12 protein-coding genes are annotated in these 15,145 nt (G+C 65.7%); 5 read left to right on the top strand and 7 right to left on the bottom strand.

The genetic code is table 11. The features are described from left to right. Window positions 1-101: 101 nt before the first annotated feature. A complete protein-coding gene (locus ACFSC3_RS13680; protein ID WP_380941000.1) occupies window positions 102-1,424 on the bottom strand; it encodes a dicarboxylate/amino acid:cation symporter in 1,323 nt (440 codons plus the stop codon). 346 nt (window positions 1,425-1,770) lie between these two features. On the opposite strand from ACFSC3_RS13680, the gene ACFSC3_RS13675 reads away from it, so the two are divergent. After that, window positions 1,771-3,021 carry a M24 family metallopeptidase gene (locus ACFSC3_RS13675; protein WP_380940999.1) on the top strand — a complete coding sequence of 417 codons (1,251 nt, stop codon included), beginning with the start codon at window positions 1,771-1,773 and terminating at the stop codon, window positions 3,019-3,021. 111 nt (window positions 3,022-3,132) lie between these two features. Here the strand turns inward: ACFSC3_RS13675 and ACFSC3_RS13670 are convergent, their stop codons facing one another. Continuing rightward, on the bottom strand, window positions 3,133-4,785 hold the full coding sequence (locus ACFSC3_RS13670) for a hypothetical protein (RefSeq protein WP_380940998.1): 1,653 nt from the start codon (window positions 4,783-4,785) through the stop codon (window positions 3,133-3,135). A gap of 79 nt (window positions 4,786-4,864) precedes the next feature. Between ACFSC3_RS13670 and alaS the strand changes: the two genes are divergently transcribed. After that, the gene (alaS, locus tag ACFSC3_RS13665; protein ID WP_380940997.1) at window positions 4,865-7,507 is read left to right on the top strand and encodes an alanine--tRNA ligase; all 2,643 of its coding nucleotides are present in this window, start codon (window positions 4,865-4,867) and stop codon (window positions 7,505-7,507) included. 162 nt (window positions 7,508-7,669) lie between these two features. Here the strand turns inward: alaS and ACFSC3_RS13660 are convergent, their stop codons facing one another. The 4 genes from ACFSC3_RS13660 to ACFSC3_RS13645 form a co-directional block, all read right to left on the bottom strand. Then, a complete protein-coding gene (locus ACFSC3_RS13660) occupies window positions 7,670-8,218 on the bottom strand; it encodes a hypothetical protein (RefSeq protein ID WP_380940996.1) in 549 nt (182 codons plus the stop codon). 91 nt (window positions 8,219-8,309) lie between these two features. Beyond that, window positions 8,310-10,082: a cation:proton antiporter domain-containing protein gene (locus tag ACFSC3_RS13655; protein ID WP_380940995.1), complete on the bottom strand. Its 1,773-nt coding sequence runs from the start codon at window positions 10,080-10,082 to the stop codon at window positions 8,310-8,312. Window positions 10,083-10,222: 140 nt separating this feature from the next. Further along, on the bottom strand, window positions 10,223-11,446 hold the full coding sequence (locus tag ACFSC3_RS13650) for an NADP-dependent isocitrate dehydrogenase (RefSeq protein ID WP_380940994.1): 1,224 nt from the start codon (window positions 11,444-11,446) through the stop codon (window positions 10,223-10,225). A gap of 83 nt (window positions 11,447-11,529) precedes the next feature. After that, window positions 11,530-12,006 (bottom strand): histidine phosphatase family protein, encoded by a 477-nt coding sequence (locus ACFSC3_RS13645; protein ID WP_380941463.1) that lies wholly within the window; start codon window positions 12,004-12,006, stop codon window positions 11,530-11,532. A gap of 226 nt (window positions 12,007-12,232) precedes the next feature. On the opposite strand from ACFSC3_RS13645, the gene ACFSC3_RS13640 reads away from it, so the two are divergent. Continuing rightward, on the top strand, window positions 12,233-12,979 hold the full coding sequence (locus ACFSC3_RS13640) for a phosphatidylserine decarboxylase (RefSeq protein ID WP_380940993.1): 747 nt from the start codon (window positions 12,233-12,235) through the stop codon (window positions 12,977-12,979). Then, window positions 12,969-13,796: a CDP-alcohol phosphatidyltransferase family protein gene (locus ACFSC3_RS13635; RefSeq protein ID WP_380940992.1), complete on the top strand. Its 828-nt coding sequence runs from the start codon at window positions 12,969-12,971 to the stop codon at window positions 13,794-13,796. Before ACFSC3_RS13640 ends, ACFSC3_RS13635 begins: the two co-directional genes overlap by 11 nt. On the opposite strand, the gene ACFSC3_RS13630 is transcribed toward ACFSC3_RS13635, so the two are convergent. Next, a complete protein-coding gene (locus ACFSC3_RS13630) occupies window positions 13,741-13,968 on the bottom strand; it encodes a hypothetical protein (protein ID WP_380940991.1) in 228 nt (75 codons plus the stop codon). The genes ACFSC3_RS13635 and ACFSC3_RS13630 overlap by 56 nt on opposite strands. Before the next feature lie 312 nt (window positions 13,969-14,280). On the opposite strand from ACFSC3_RS13630, the gene rpsB reads away from it, so the two are divergent. Then, entirely contained in the window at window positions 14,281-15,096 is an 816-nt protein-coding gene (gene rpsB, locus ACFSC3_RS13625; RefSeq protein WP_380940990.1) for a 30S ribosomal protein S2, read from the top strand. The last annotated feature ends 49 nt before the right edge of the window (window positions 15,097-15,145 follow it).

Below are 15,145 nucleotides of genomic sequence, written 5' to 3'. Positions count from 1 at the left end.
GCCTGTCGAAGCACTGCCTTTTCTTCCGACCACGTGCGTGCGGAACGAAGAACGGCAGCCCTTCGACAGGCTCAGGCCGAAAGGAGAGGGGGATGCCCCCCTCAAACCTTCCGAAAGCTGTCGACGTCCTCCGCCGGCCCATGCCCCGCCGGGGCCTTGGGCGCGTCGATGACCGAGCTTTCGATCGGATCGAGCCGGTCTCCTTCCCACTTGGCGATGACCGTCGCCGCGACGGCGTTGCCGACGACGTTCGTCGCGGACCGGCCCATGTCGAGGAAATGGTCGATCGCCAGGATCAGCAGCAGTCCGGCTTCCGGAATGTTGAAGAACGACAGCGTCCCGGCGATGACGACCAGGCTGGCGCGCGGCACGCCGGCGATGCCCTTCGACGTGACCATCAGGATCAGCAGCATGGTGATCTGATGGCCCAGCGTCATCTCGATGCCATAGGCCTGCGCGATGAACATCGTCGCAAAGGTCATGTAGATCATCGAACCGTCGAGGTTGAACGAATAGCCGAGCGGCAGCACGAAGCTGGCGATACGCGGCGGCACGCCGAACTTGTCGAGCGCCTCCAGCGTCCGCGGATAGGCGGCTTCCGACGAAGCCGTGGTGAAGGCGAGCAGCAGCGGATCGCGGATATACTTCACCAGCAGCCCGGTGCGATTGCCGACCAGCAGATAGCAGATGCCGATCAACACGCACCACAGCAGGCCGAGGGCGATGTAGAAGGTCATCATGAAATAGCCGAGCGTGCCGAGGATCTCCGGCCCGCGCTCCGCGAGCGTCGCCGTCACCGCCGCGAACACCGCGAAGGGGGCGAAGCGCATGACGTAATTGGTGACCTGCAGCATGACCTGCACCAGCGCCTCGATGCCCTTGACTAGCGGTGCTGCCTTCTCGCCGACCGCGGTGATTGCGACGCCGATGAAGACGGAGAAGATGACGATCTGGAGAATTTCGTTGGTCGCCATCGCCTCGATGCCGGAGGCGGGGACGATGTGCTCGATGAATTTCTTGAAATCGAATGCGGCCTTGTCGACACCGCTCGACGCGTCGATCGGCGGGACGGGGATGTTCAGCCCGATACCCGGCTGGAACATGTTGACGAGAATCAGTCCAAGGGTGAGGGACAACAGGCTGGCCGCGACGAACCATAGAATCGAGCGTAGACCGACCCGGCCCAGTGCCGCCGTATCACCCATGTGCGCGATGCCGACGACCAGCGTCGAGAAGACCAGCGGCGCGATGATCATCTTGATCAGCCGCAGGAAAACCGACGTAACGATCGACAGATAATAGGCGACGTTCTTCAACGTCTCCTGCCCGCCGGCGCTGCCGTCGAAGACCGCATTCAGGATCAAACCGCAAATGATGCCCGCGATCAGCGCGCCAAGAATATAGTAGGTGAGCCGCTTGGCCAAAGATTCTCTCCCCCTGGGAATGCCCTATAGGGAAGGGGATTGCGACCGCGCGGTCAAGCACCCTATCGTCTTGGAGCGTGATGACATGGTTTCGACCCATCGAGATTGCCCTGAGCCGCTCGTCGGCGAGGAGCGACGCGCAGCGCGGGCTGGTGGCCCGTGCAAGCGTTGCGACGACGTCCGGCGGACGGCTCAGGGCAACCGCAAAGCGGCGGGCCGAATTTCGCCCTTGGCGTCGTCCCTCGTCAGTCACGGGGGCAAAGCCCCGCTCCTTCCTCGCTCCTATCCACGAACAAAATTCGGCTCCGTCTCGACGGGTCAAAACCATGTCATTACGCTCTAAACCATGATCCTGACCCGTCGAACCCTCGTCGCCGGCGCTGCCGCGCTGCCGCTTCTTGCCCGTCCCGGCCTGCTGCGCGCAGCCGAGCCCGACCTGTTGCAATTGCGCGACCTGACCACCGGCGCGGTGGCGATCGACGCAGCCGAGCGGGCTGCCCGGGTGCGGCGAGCGCAGGCGCTGATGCGGGCGAACGGCATCGGTGCGGTGTTGATCGAGCCGGGATCGAGCCTCACCTATTTCACCGGTGTGCGGTGGGGGCGCAGCGAGCGACTGACCGCGGTCGTGATCCCCGTCGAAGGCGAAGCGATGGCTGTCACGCCTTTCTTCGAAGAGCCGTCGGTGCGCGAATCGCTGGGCATCCCGGCCGAGGTGCGCGTCTGGCAGGAGGACGAAGACCCGCTGAAGCTGGTCGCCGCCTTCCTGAAGGAGCGTCGACTCGATACCCGTCCGATCGGCGTCGAGGAGACCGTCCGGTATTTTGCGGTCGACGGGCTGAAGCGCGCGCTGCCGAACGCGCGGCTCGTCTCGGCCAATCCGGTCGTGCGCGGCTGTCGGATGGTGAAGACCCCGGCCGAGATCGCGCTGATGCAGCTCGCGACCGACGTGACGATCGCCGCCTATCGTTTCACCGTGCCGCGGGTCGAGGTCGGCATGACCGGCGCGGATGTCGGCGCGATGATGAGTGCGGCGACCCGCAAGCTGGGCGGCAGTCCCGAATTCTCGCTGGTGCTGGTGGACGAGGCGGCGGCCCTGCCGCACGGCACCCGCAAGCCGCAGGTCGTGAAGCCGGGCTCGGTCGTGCTCATGGACTGCGGCTGCACGGTCCAGGGCTATCAGTCGGACGTCTCGCGCACCTTCGTGAAGGGCAGCGCTTCGGCCGCGGTGCGCAAGGTCTGGCACGACGTCTCCGCCGGCCAGGCGACCGCCTTCGCCGCCGCGCGCATCGGTGCGACCGCGGGCAGCGTCGATGATGCCGTGCGCGCAAGCTACGAGGCCAAGGACTATGGCCCGCGCTATCGGCTGCCCGGTCTGTCGCATCGGACGGGGCATGGCATCGGGATGGACGGACACGAACCGGTCAACCTCGTCCATGGCGAAACGACGCGGCTCGCGCCCGGAATGTGCTTCTCGAACGAGCCGGGAATCTATCTTCCGGGCAAGTTCGGCGTGCGGCTGGAGGATTGCTTCCACATGACTGCGACAGGGCCGAAGTGGTTCAGCGAGCCGCCAGCTTCGATCGACACGCCGGTCTGAAGGCGCCTCGGAGCGTTTCGACCATTTTGTCCTGAGCGAAGTCGGGGCACCTAGTAGAGGGCTGACCTTCGACCTCGCTCAGGACGAACGGGGTAAACAATGATGGGGCGTTCAGATCATCCCTGTCCCGAACATCGCCCGCTTCCCTCGCCATCCGGCGAGTGCAGCTCTCGCATCCTGACCGGCGGCGCCGGCATTCCCCAATGCCGCCTGCGCCCGCGCCCGGATTGAAAGTGTCATCGGGTCGAGGGGGCGCCGCTTTAACGTCGCGTTCGCCTCGGCCAGCGCACCCTTCGCATCGCCCATCGCCAGCTTGGCCTCCGCCAGCGAACGGCGCGGGGGATACCACCAGACTGGCGGGTCGGAATAGCCGGAGATCGGCTTGGCCTCCTCGATCTTGGCGGCGGCGGCATAGAATTTTGCGGCTTTGCGCGGGTCGTTGTCGAGCATCGCGGCGCGGCCGCCGAGTACGAGGGTCGCGATCTTAACCAGTTTCCGTCCGGCCTGGTCGTCGAGCGCCGTCATGCTTGCTGCCATCGCATCGGCTTCGGCGCGGACGGCCGCCGCCTTGCCCTGACGCGCCAGCGCCTCGCCGCGCGCGTAATGCCAGAACGCCCTGGCATAAGGCAGCTTGGGCTCCGGCAGCGCCAGGACCTTCGCCGGATCGGCGAAGCGCCCTTCCGCGGCATAGCCCATGCCGGCGATCGCCTGTTGGAACACCGAACCCTTGTCGCGCCGCGCGGCGACGTCGACCAGCGGGTCGCTGAGCAGCAGCGCCGACGCCGCGTCGCCCGACATCATCGCGCCGCCGACACCGAAATGGACGTTGTGCGCGTGATAGGGCAGATCCCAGACGCCGTCCGGCCCCGTCATGCCCAGCCGCTTGGCATTTTCGATGCCCAGCTTCACCGCCGCGACGTTCGAATCCGCCGCATCCTGATAACGACCGATCCAGTAATAGGTGTGGCTCGGCATGTGGACGAGGTGGCTTGCCTTGGGCGCGAGCGTGCGGAGGCGATCGGCGTAGGACGTCGCGCGGTCGGGGATCTCCGCGATCTCGGTCGCATGGATGTAGAAATGGATCGCCGGCGTATAGTCGGGATCGCGGGCCAGTACGTCCTGAAGCAAGGCGGCCGACCGGTACGTCATCGGCTTATAGTCCTTCGACCGCGTGCCAGCGACGAGAAGTGCGTCGCCCGCGAGCGCGCCGATCGCGGCATTCTCTGGATGCGCTTTCGCCAGCGCCGCCATCGCCTCGGCATAAGCGATGGCGCCCGAATTCTCTGGCCCCAGCTGATAGCGCAGCACCAGCGCATCGGTCAGCGCGCGTTCGAGCGGCGTGCCGGATCTGGCCGCAAGCGCCTGCGCCTGTGTCGCACGGATCAGCAACTTGGCGGTCTCGGCCTCGTCCTTGTCGTAATTGAGCGTCGGCCCCGACGCCCAGGCATCGCCCCATGCACACATCGCGCAGGTCGGGTCCAGCCGGGCAGCCTCCTGCATCGCCGCGATCGCCGCCTTGTGCGCGAACGCCGCCCCCAGTTGCATTCCGTTGTCGAAGAAGGCCTGCGCACGGGGAACGTCGGTCGAGATCGCCCAGCCGCCCTTGCCATAGCCTTCGAGCAGCGTCGGACGCTTGGCCGCGACATCGTCGCCACCGCAGTTCGGATGGGCGACGGCGGCGGGCGCCTCCGCCTTCGGCAGGTCCTGTGCGCCCAGCGCCGGCATCAGCAGCGCCGCCAGCGCGCCCGTCACGTACAGCCGCATCGTCTCTCTCCCGGTTCGTCGCGACCGTACCACGTTCGGGCGCTTGAGTGCAGCCCGCGCCTCGCCTAAGTCGCGCCCCATGACTTCGACCAACGACATCCGCCGCTCGTTCCTCGACTATTTCGGCAAGGCCGGGCACCAGATCGTGCCGTCCGCGCCGCTCGTTCCGCAGAACGATCCGACGCTGATGTTCGTGAACGCCGGCATGGTGCCGTTCAAGAACGTGTTCACCGGCCTGGAAAGCCGCCCCTATTCGACCGCGACCTCGTCGCAGAAGTGCGTCCGCGCGGGCGGCAAGCATAACGACCTTGATAACGTCGGCTACACGGCGCGCCACCATACCTTCTTCGAAATGCTCGGCAATTTCTCGTTCGGCGATTATTTCAAGGAACAGGCGATCACCCATGCCTGGACCCTGCTGACGAAGGAATGGGGCCTGCCGGCCGACAAGCTGACGGCGACGGTCTATCACACCGACGACCAGGCGTTCGACCTGTGGAAGAAGATCGCTGGCCTGCCCGAAGAGCGGATCATCCGCATCCCGACCAAGGATAATTTCTGGGCGATGGGCTCCGACGGGCCGTGCGGGCCGTGTTCGGAAATCTTCTACGATCATGGCGATCATATCTGGGGCGGCCCTCCGGGGAGCCCGGAAGAAGACGGCGACCGCTTCGTCGAAATCTGGAACCTGGTCTTCATGCAGTTCTTGCAGGAAGCGGACGAAATCGTCGGCGACCTGCCGCGGCCGTCGATCGACACCGGCATGGGTTTAGAGCGCGTTGCCGCCGTCCTGCAGGGCGTCCATGACAATTACGATACAGACACGTTCAAGGCGCTGATCGCCGAGAGCGGCGCGCTAACCAGCACCGCCACCACCGGCGACACCCAGGCGAGCCACCGCGTCATCGCCGACCATTTGCGCTCGGCGGGCTTCCTGGTCGCCGACGGCGTGCTGCCGGCGAACGAAGGCCGCGGCTATGTCCTACGTCGCATCATGCGCCGCGCGATGCGTCACGCGCATCTGCTGGGTGCGAAGGACCCGCTGATGCACCGCCTGGTGCCGAGCCTGGTCGCCGAAATGGGTGGTGCCTATCCCGAACTCGTCCGCGCGCAGCCGCTGATCGAAGCGACGCTGTTGCAGGAGGAGACGCGCTTCCGCCGCACGCTCGCCAACGGCCTGCGTCTCCTCGACGAAGCGACCGGCGACATGGGCGAGGGCAGCACGCTGCCCGGCGAGACGGCGTTCAAGCTCTACGACACCTATGGCTTCCCTTATGACCTGACCGAGGACGCGCTGCGCCCGCAGGATATCGCGGTCGACCGTGCCGGCTTCGACGCCGCGATGGCCGAGCAAAAGGCCGCCGCGCGCGCCGCGTGGAAGGGATCCGGCGCCAAGGCCTCGGACGACGTGTGGTTCGACATCGCCGAAGAGGGCGCGACCGAATTCACCGGCTATTCGAGCGACATCGGCGAGGGGCAGGTCATCGCGATCGTTAAGGACGGCGCGCGCGTCGACAGCGCTACGGCCGGCGACACGGTTGAGGTGCTGGTCAACCAGACGCCCTTCTACGCCGAAAGCGGCGGCCAGGTCGGCGACGCAGGCACGATCACCGGCGACGGCGTGTCCGCGACCGTCACCGATACGCAGAAGCATGTCGGCAAGCTTCACGGCCATGTCGCGACGATCGATAGCGGCACACTGAAGGTCGGCGATACGGTCCGCCTGGCGATCGACCGCCAGCGCCGTGCGCAGATCCGCGCCAACCATTCGGCGACGCACCTGCTGCACGAGGCGCTGCGTCAGCGGCTGGGCACGCATGTCGCGCAGAAGGGCTCGCTGGTGTCGCCGGAGCGGCTGCGCTTCGACGTGTCGCATCCGAACAGCATGTCGCCGGCCGAGCTGTCGGACGTCGAGACGCAAGTGAACGCGCAGGTACGCGCGAACACGCCGGTCACGACGCGGCTGATGACCCCGGACGACGCGATCGCGATGGGCGCGATGGCGCTGTTCGGCGAGAAATACGGCGACGAAGTCCGCGTCGTGTCGATGGGCGCCGAGGACGGCGGCAAGACCTATTCGGTCGAGCTATGCGGCGGCACCCACGTGAATGCGCTGGGCGAGATCGGCCTGCTGAAGATCGTCGGCGAGAGCGCGGTCAGTTCGGGCGTGCGTCGCATCGAGGCGCTGACGGGCGAAGCCGCGCGCGGCTACCTCCAGTCGCGCGACGATAAGCTGAAGGAAGCGGCCGCCGCGTTGAAGGCGTCCCCGGACGAAGTGCCCGCCCGCGTCGCGACCCTGGTCGAGGAAAAGCGCCGGCTGGAACGCGAATTGGCCGAGGCGAAGAAGGCCCTGGCGCTCGGCGGCGGCGGCAAGGCCGAGGCGGCGGGGCCGGAGACGATCAACGGTGTCGCCTTCGTCGGCCAGGTGCTCGATGGCTTCGAAGCGAAGGGCCTGCGTGGCGCCGTCGACGACGCGAAGACGCGGATCGGCTCGGGCGTCGCGGCGCTGGTCGCGGTCAACGATGGCCGCGCGACGGTCGCGGTCGGGGTGACCGATGACCTCAAGGACCGGCTGAACGCGGTCGATCTGGTAAAGGCTGCGGTCGCTGCGGTCGGCGGGCAGGGCGGCGGAGGTCGGCCAGACATGGCGCAGGGCGGAGGCCCGGATGGCGCGAGTGCCGCGGCGGCGCTGGATGCGGTGCGCGCGACTTTAGAAACTTAATCCCTTTTCCCTCTCCCGCGTTCGCGGGAGAGGGAGGGGCCCGCCGCGTTAGCGGTGGGAGGGTGAGGGTCTTCTTCTTCGACCCGAGCTCTCAGTGAGACACCAAGACCCTCACCCAACCCTATCCCGCGAAAGCGGGAGAGGGCTTGCGTCTTCCAGTGTCTACTTCGCCGCTCCAGCCGTCGCGGCGGTGAACTCCGCTGCCGTCATGCCGATGACGACACCCGTTCGACCGGTCGCGAAGCCGCCCTTGGGCAGTCGCACGTCCTTGCCCGCAGTGGTGGTCACGGTCACGAATTCGGCGTCCACGGCCTTGATCGTGCCGAGCTTTGTCGAACCGTCACGCGCGAACACTTCGGTCCCCGCGGCCAGGCGCGTCTGCAATTCGGCCGCCGCCTTTGCCTGCTGCTCGGCGAAGCTCGCATCGAGCTGGGCCTTGGTCAGCGCAATTATCGGCCCGGTCGGGGTCGGAGTCATGGCGTTCAGCGGATAGCTGACCTTGTTGGTGCCGGTATTGATGACGGCCAGATCGGCATTGATCGCCTCGATCGTACCGACATCCGCGCCTGCGGTGTCCTTCACCGTCACGCCGACGGCGGGGCCTTGCGGCGCGGTCTGTGCGGCGGGTGCGGGCGTCGTCGGCGTGGTCTGAGCCAACGCGGCCGGCGCCGCGGCGGTGCCGAGCAGCAGGGCGGTCGCGATAAACTTCATGGTGTATTCTCCAGTTTTCAAGTTGGATCGCGGGGGTAACGATCCGAAACTGGATAGGGTTTCGCGGCTTAATGGCGGCTGTATCCGCCGTTCATCCCACTTCGCCGGTCCGCCGGATGCGGCGGATGCGGGGTTCGCGGTCGAGATCGGCGGCGGCCTTGATCTGCTGGCGCATCTCGTCCCGCTTTTCGTGGATCGAGGCGATGACTGGCCCCATCGCAACGCCGATATCGACCAGCACGGCTTCCGATAGCTGGAGCGAACTTTCCAGCGTCTCAGGTACCGCGTCGGTCACGCCGGCCTTGTAGAGCTCGGCGGCGTGGGCGGCGTCCCGCGCGCGGGCGATGATCGGCAGGTTGGGGACCCACGCCCGCACGCGGCGTGCAAGCGTGACGGTCAGCACCGGATCGTCCATCGTCAGGATCAGCGCATCGGCATGGCCCAGCCGCAGCCGGTCGACCATTTCCGACCGCGCGACGTCGCCGAAGATCACCGGATAGCCATCCTTCCGCGCCGCATTCACGCCGTCGATATCGGCATCGACCGCGACGAAGGGCTTGCCGTGGACGCGCAGCATGTCGGCGACGGTGCGGCCGACCCGGCCGAAGCCGATGATGACGGTCCCGGGACGATCGGCGTCCACCTCCGGGTCGGCCACGCGTTCGCTCCGGTCGATCCGTCGGGCGATGCCTTGCCCGGCCTTGGCGAGCAACGGCGTGATCGTCAGACCGATCGCGGTGACCGTCGTCCAGAACGCCGCCGTCGACGGCTGGATCAGCGCCGCCTGGGTGGCGACGCCCAGCACGATCAGCGTGGTTTCGGACGGGCTCGACATCAGCACGCCCGTCTCCGCCGCGGTGCCGGTGCGCGTTCCGGTGAATTTCAGCACGCCCGTGGTGACGATGATCTTCACCGCCATCACGCCGAGGATCGCTGCGAGCAGCGACGGCCAGTTCGCCATGATGAGCCTGAGGTCGAGCCGCATCCCGACCGTCAGCAGGAAGACACCGAGCGCAAGCCCCTTGAAGGGCTCGGTCATCACCTCGACCTCTTCGCGATACTCGGTTTCCGCGATCAGCAGGCCCGCAAGCAGCGCGCCGACGATCGGCGACAGGCCCGCAGCGGTGGTGATCAAGCTTGCGACGATAACCACCAGCAGGCTGGCGGCGAGGAACAGCTCCGGGTTCTTGGTCCGCGCCGCCTGGGCGAAGAGGCGCGGCAGGACGAAGCGCCCGGCGATATACAGCGCGGCCACCGCGATCGCCCCGCGGATCGCGACGGTACCCAAATTCGCCCAGCCATCCGCCCCCGCGGTCGGCGCCATCGCACCCAGTGCGAAGATGATCGGGACCAGCGCCAGATCCTCGAACAACAGCATCGCGAACGCCGGCCGCCCGACCTGGCTGGCCGCCCCGACGAGCGGCAGGACCAGCGCGGTCGAGGACAAGGCCAGCGCCAGGCCAAGCCCGATCGACCCGGCCCAGGCCTGCCCGAGCAGATGCAATCCGAGTGCGATGATCGCAGCGGCGACAAGCAGTTCGAACGCGCCCAAACCGAACACGAGTCTGCGCATCGTCCATAACCGCTTGAACGACAGCTCCAGTCCGATCGAGAACAGCAGCAGGATGATGCCCAGTTCGGCGAAGGGCTCGATCGATTCCGGGTCGCTGATCGTGACGTAATAGAGCCACGGCGCTTGCGGCACGAGCGTCCCGAGCCCGGCCGGTCCGACCAGGATGCCGACCAGGATGAACCCGATCACCGGGCTGATGCGAAAGCGGGCAAAGGCGGGAATGACGATGCCTGCGGCACCGAGGATGATGAGAGCGTCCGAGAATTGATGATTGCCGAGGTTGAGCGCCATGGCGCGACTTTAGGCGGCGATTGTTACGCCTGTCACCCGCATTGGTGCGCGCGCAGCGGCGATGCGACACGAATCATGCAAAAAGCCCCGGCCGCGCTGGGCGACCGGGGCTCTTTGAAGCGTCGAAGGGTTGCTCCGGCTTACTGCCAGGCCGCCATCTTGTTCTCGAGGTTCTGGCGCACCGCTTCGAAGAACTGCTCGGTGGTCATCCACGGCTGGTCCGGGCCGATCAGGATCGCAAGGTCCTTGGTCATCTGGCCGCTCTCGACCGTCTCGATGCAGACCTGCTCCAGCGTCTCGGCGAAGCGGGTGACGTCGGGCGTGTCGTCGAACTTGCCGCGGAACTTCAGGCCGCCGGTCCAGGCGAAGATCGACGCGATCGGGTTGGTCGACGTCGCCTTGCCCTGCTGATGCTGGCGATAGTGGCGCGTGACGGTGCCGTGCGCGGCTTCGGCCTCGACGGTCTTGCCGTCCGGCGAGAGCAGGACCGAAGTCATCAGGCCCAGCGAGCCGAACCCTTGCGCGACCTGATCCGACTGGACGTCGCCGTCATAGTTCTTGCACGCCCAGACGAACTCGCCGCTCCACTTCAGCGCGGAGGCGACCATGTCGTCGATGAGGCGGTGTTCGTAGACGATGCCGGCTTCCTTGAACTTCTCGGCGAAGCCCTCGGTCTCGAACACTTCCTGGAACAGATCCTTGAAACGGCCGTCATAGGCCTTGAGGATCGTGTTCTTGGTCGACAGATACACCGGCCACTTCAGGTTCAGGCCGTAGTTGAACGAAGCGCGGGCGAAGTCGCGGATCGATTCGTCGAGGTTGTACATGCCCATCGCGACGCCGGCCGCGGGGAAGTTGAACACCTCCTTCTCGATCTTCTCGCCGTTCTCGCCTTCCCAGACCATGCGCAGCTTGCCCGCACCCGGGACCTTGAAGTCGGTCGCGCGATATTGGTCGCCGAACGCATGGCGGCCGACGACGATCGGCTTGGTCCAGCCCGGGATCAGGCGCGGGACGTTGCTGATGACGATCGGCTCGCGGAAGACGACGCCGCCCAGGATGTTGCGGATCGTGCCGTTCGGCGACTTCCACATTTCCTTGAGGCCGAACTCCTCGACGCGTGCTTCGTCCGGGGTGATCGTCGCGCACTTCACGCCGACGCCGTACTGCCGAATCGCGTTCGCCGAATCGATCGTGATCTGGTCGTTGGTCTCGTCGCGCTTCTCGACCGAAAGGTCATAATATTTCAGGTCGATATCGAGATACGGCTTGATCAGGCGCTCGCGAATCCATTCCCAGATGATCCGCGTCATTTCGTCGCCGTCGATCTCCACGACGGGCGTCTTCACCTTGATCTTCGCCATGCTCTCTAGTCCATCCTTCGAAGGGTTTGAGGCGCGTCTAGGGGAGGGGCGTGCGGGGATCAACCATCCGTCGACAGCCGCGGTCAGCGCGGAGCGATGGCCCGCCAGCAATGGCGCGGCACGAGATCCGGCAGCGAGGCAGTCCAGTAATGGCCCTGGAACGGCTGGTCACCGTCCCGACTGATCGGTCGTCCAGAATACGCTGCGTGGAGTAGGGTGCCGACAGCGCCGTGCCCAACGATCGCCAGATCGCCGATCCGATGTCGTGCCGCGATCGCTGTTACAGCGCCGACGATGCGAGCCTGCGCATCGGTCGCACGTTCCCACCCCCGGATGCTTTTATCCGGGTGTGCGAAAAAGGAGTCCGCAACCTGTTCGAATTCCGCGGGTGGCAGGAAGCCCGCTACCCTGCGATCATTCTCACCAAGCTCAGCGTCGACATCGATCCCGAGACCCAGCGCACCGGCGAGGATGCCTGCGGCTTCGATGGCCTTCGTCTCGGTGCTTGCCCAGATGTGCCTGACGTTCCGTGGGACATCTCCCGCCGCAAACTGTCGCATGCGCTCGATCCCGCGAGGCGCCAGATGCCAGCGTTCAACGGGAAGGTCCGGATCAACGACGACCTCGGGATGCGAAATGAAGAGCAGCGATCCCATGACCGCAGAGAGTAGCGCCAGGGCTTGGTCCTAGCAATTCGCAAGGCCATGACCCTACACTCAAGATCGTTGAAGCCTTTGCACGCGACCGGCGTTGTCAGGACATGCCCTCACGTCTACTCAAACGGTAATGACTTCGCTTCGAAAGCCCGAAGGCCCCGGCGGCCTGCCCGTTACGACGACCGTGAAGTGGCGGTTTCCCGGGGTTCATCCTGAGGGGCGCAAGTATACGGTGATTGCCGGCGGCCTCGCGCTGCTCGCTCTTTGGCTCGGCGGCTGGTTCTGGGCGTGGCCGTTCATCGGTTTGACCATCTGGGTCGCCGCCTTTTTCCGCGATCCGGTCCGCACCACGCCGCAGGGGGAGGGGCTAATCATTTCCCCCGCCGACGGGTTGGTGTCGATGATCGAGCGCGTTCCCGTCCCGCGCGAACTGGCTGGACCGCACGGTCTGGGCGAAGCGCCGCTGGTGCGCGTGTCGGTTTTCATGTCGGTGTTCGACGTCCACATCAACCGCACGCCGATCTCGGGCACGATCCGTCAGGTCGTCTATATTTCGGGGAAGTTCCTGAATGCCGACCTCGACAAGGCGTCGGACGAGAATGAGCGTCAGCATTTCGTCGTCGAAGGAGCGGACGGGGTGAAGGTCGGTTTCACGCAGATCGCCGGGCTGGTCGCGCGGCGGATCATGAGCTTTACCAAGGTCGGCGATATCGTCGCCGTCGGTCAGCGCATCGGTCTTATCCGCTTCGGCAGCCGGGTCGACGTATATCTGCCCGATGGCTGCGAGCCCCAGGTCGCGCTCGGCCAGCGTGCAATTGCAGGTGAAACGATCCTTGGTCGGGTCGGCGGACAAAAGGTGGTCGGCGTTGCCCAGTGATCTAGAACCCGTCGCGCGGCGTCGACTGATCCGCCGTCGCGAGCGTAGCGACCGCGGCATTCCGCTTCGGGCGCTGGTCCCCAACGCTGTCACGGCGCTGGCGCTGTGTGCCGGCCTGACCGCGATCCGCTACGCGATCGGTGGTGAGTGGGAGCGGTCGGTCGTCTTCATCATGGTCGCGGCTGCGCTTGACGGAATCGACGGGCGGATCGCCCGGTTGCTGCGCGGTGAGAGCCGGTTCGGTGCCGAGCTCGACTCGCTGGCCGATGCGATCGACTTCGGTGTGACGCCGGCAATCGTCATCTACCTCTGGTCGCTTCAGGCCGAGCCGCGGATCGGATGGATTTGCGCGCTCGTCTATGCGGTGTTTGCTGCTCTGCGTCTCGCGCGGTTCAATGCGCAGATCGATGTCGCCGATCAGCCGCACAAGTCCGCCGGCTTCCTGACAGGCGTGCCGGCCCCGGCCGGTGCCGCGCTGGCGTTGTTGCCGATGTATCTGTGGTTCGTGACCGACGAGCCATGGCTTCGTTCGCCCTGGCTGATGGCACCGTGGATCGCGCTGATCGCGGTGCTGATGGTGTCGAGCCTCGCGACCTATAGCTGGTCGTCGCTCAAGCTGCGCCGTAACATCCGGTTCGAAGCGATCGTGGTGATCGTCGCGGTCGGGGCTGCGGTGATATCGGCGCCTTGGCAGACGCTGAGCGTCGTTACGATCCTCTATCTACTGACGCTGCCGTTCAGCGTCAGGTCCTATGCCAAGATCAGGCGGCAGCGCGCTGCGGCGATCGCGGCGACGCCGCCACGCCCAATACCCTGACGTTGCGCAGGTTGCTGCGTGCCGGAACCGGGGCCGGCAGCATGGGCGTCGCAACGGGACCGTTCACGAGCAAATCCTTGATCCGGGCATATTGCGGCGCAATCGTCGCCCAGATCGTCCAGCCCGACACGACGAAGGTGGCGCCGAACATCGAATAAGAGAGAATCGTCATCACCCTTTTGACTCCCGATGAGTCTCGCTTACCCGAAACTCAATGAATCCAGACGTTTGAACACATAGGTTGTTCCAAAATCGCTGGAACTACGCCCCGGTTCGCTCGATGGAGCTTATATGTTCCACTCCTGTTCCGTCCGTCAACCCCTTTTTGTTCCTTTGATGTGTCTTGCGCGAGCGTGCGATTTCGACTAAGCGCGCCGCCTCAACCCCGCATGGGAAGCACATAACCCGGTGCCCGCCGGCGCTTACAGCGCACCAAACGGCCGGTCATCGCTTCCCAGAGGCTTAACCGGAAAGGACACATCCTATGGCGGCACCTGTCGTCTCCATGCACGCATTGCTCGAATCGGGCGCGCACTTCGGTCACCAGACGCATCGCTGGAACCCGAAGATGAAGCCGTACATCTTCGGCGATCGCAACGGCGTACACATCCTCGACCTGTCGCAGACCGTTCCGCTTTTCGCGCGCGCGCTCGACTTCATCAGCTCGTCGGTCGCCTCGGGCGGCAAGGTTCTGTTCGTCGGCACCAAGCGCCAGGCGCAGGAGCCGATCGCGGAAGCCGCGCGCAAGGCCGGTCAATATTACGTCAACCATCGCTGGCTCGGCGGCATGCTGACCAACTGGACGACCATTTCGAAGTCGATCAAGCGCTTCAAGGCGCTGGACGAGCAGCTGTCGGGTGACACTGCCGGTCTGACCAAGAAGGAAGTTCTGCAGCTGACCCGCGAGCGTGACAAGCTCGAGCTGTCGCTGGGCGGCATCAAGGACATGGGCGGCGTGCCCGACATCATGTTCGTGATCGACGCGAACAAGGAAGAGCTGGCGATCAAGGAAGCCAACACGCTCGGCATCCCGGTCGTCGCGATCCTCGATTCGAACGTCAGCCCGGACGGCATCGCTTTCCCGGTCCCGGCGAACGACGACGCGAGCCGCGCGATCCGCCTGTACTGCGAAGCCGTCGCGATCGCGGCGACTCGTGGCAATCAGCAGGGCCAGGCCAACCGTGGCGTCGACATCGGCGCGATGGACACGCCGCCGGCCGAGGAAGCGCTGTCGAGCGATCCGATCGTCGAGCAGGCTCCGGCCGCTGCCGAGGGTGAGCAGCAGCCCGCCAACGCGTAAGCGTCGCTGAACTGTAACATCGGCGGGGCAGGGCGCACACACGCTCTGT

Origin of the sequence: Sphingomonas floccifaciens (genome assembly GCF_042681125.1) — a bacterium.
Taxonomy (GTDB): domain Bacteria; phylum Pseudomonadota; class Alphaproteobacteria; order Sphingomonadales; family Sphingomonadaceae; genus Sphingomonas; species Sphingomonas floccifaciens.
The sequence above is the reverse complement of the archived record's forward strand: the minus strand, read 5'-3'. Positions and strand labels throughout refer to the sequence as shown.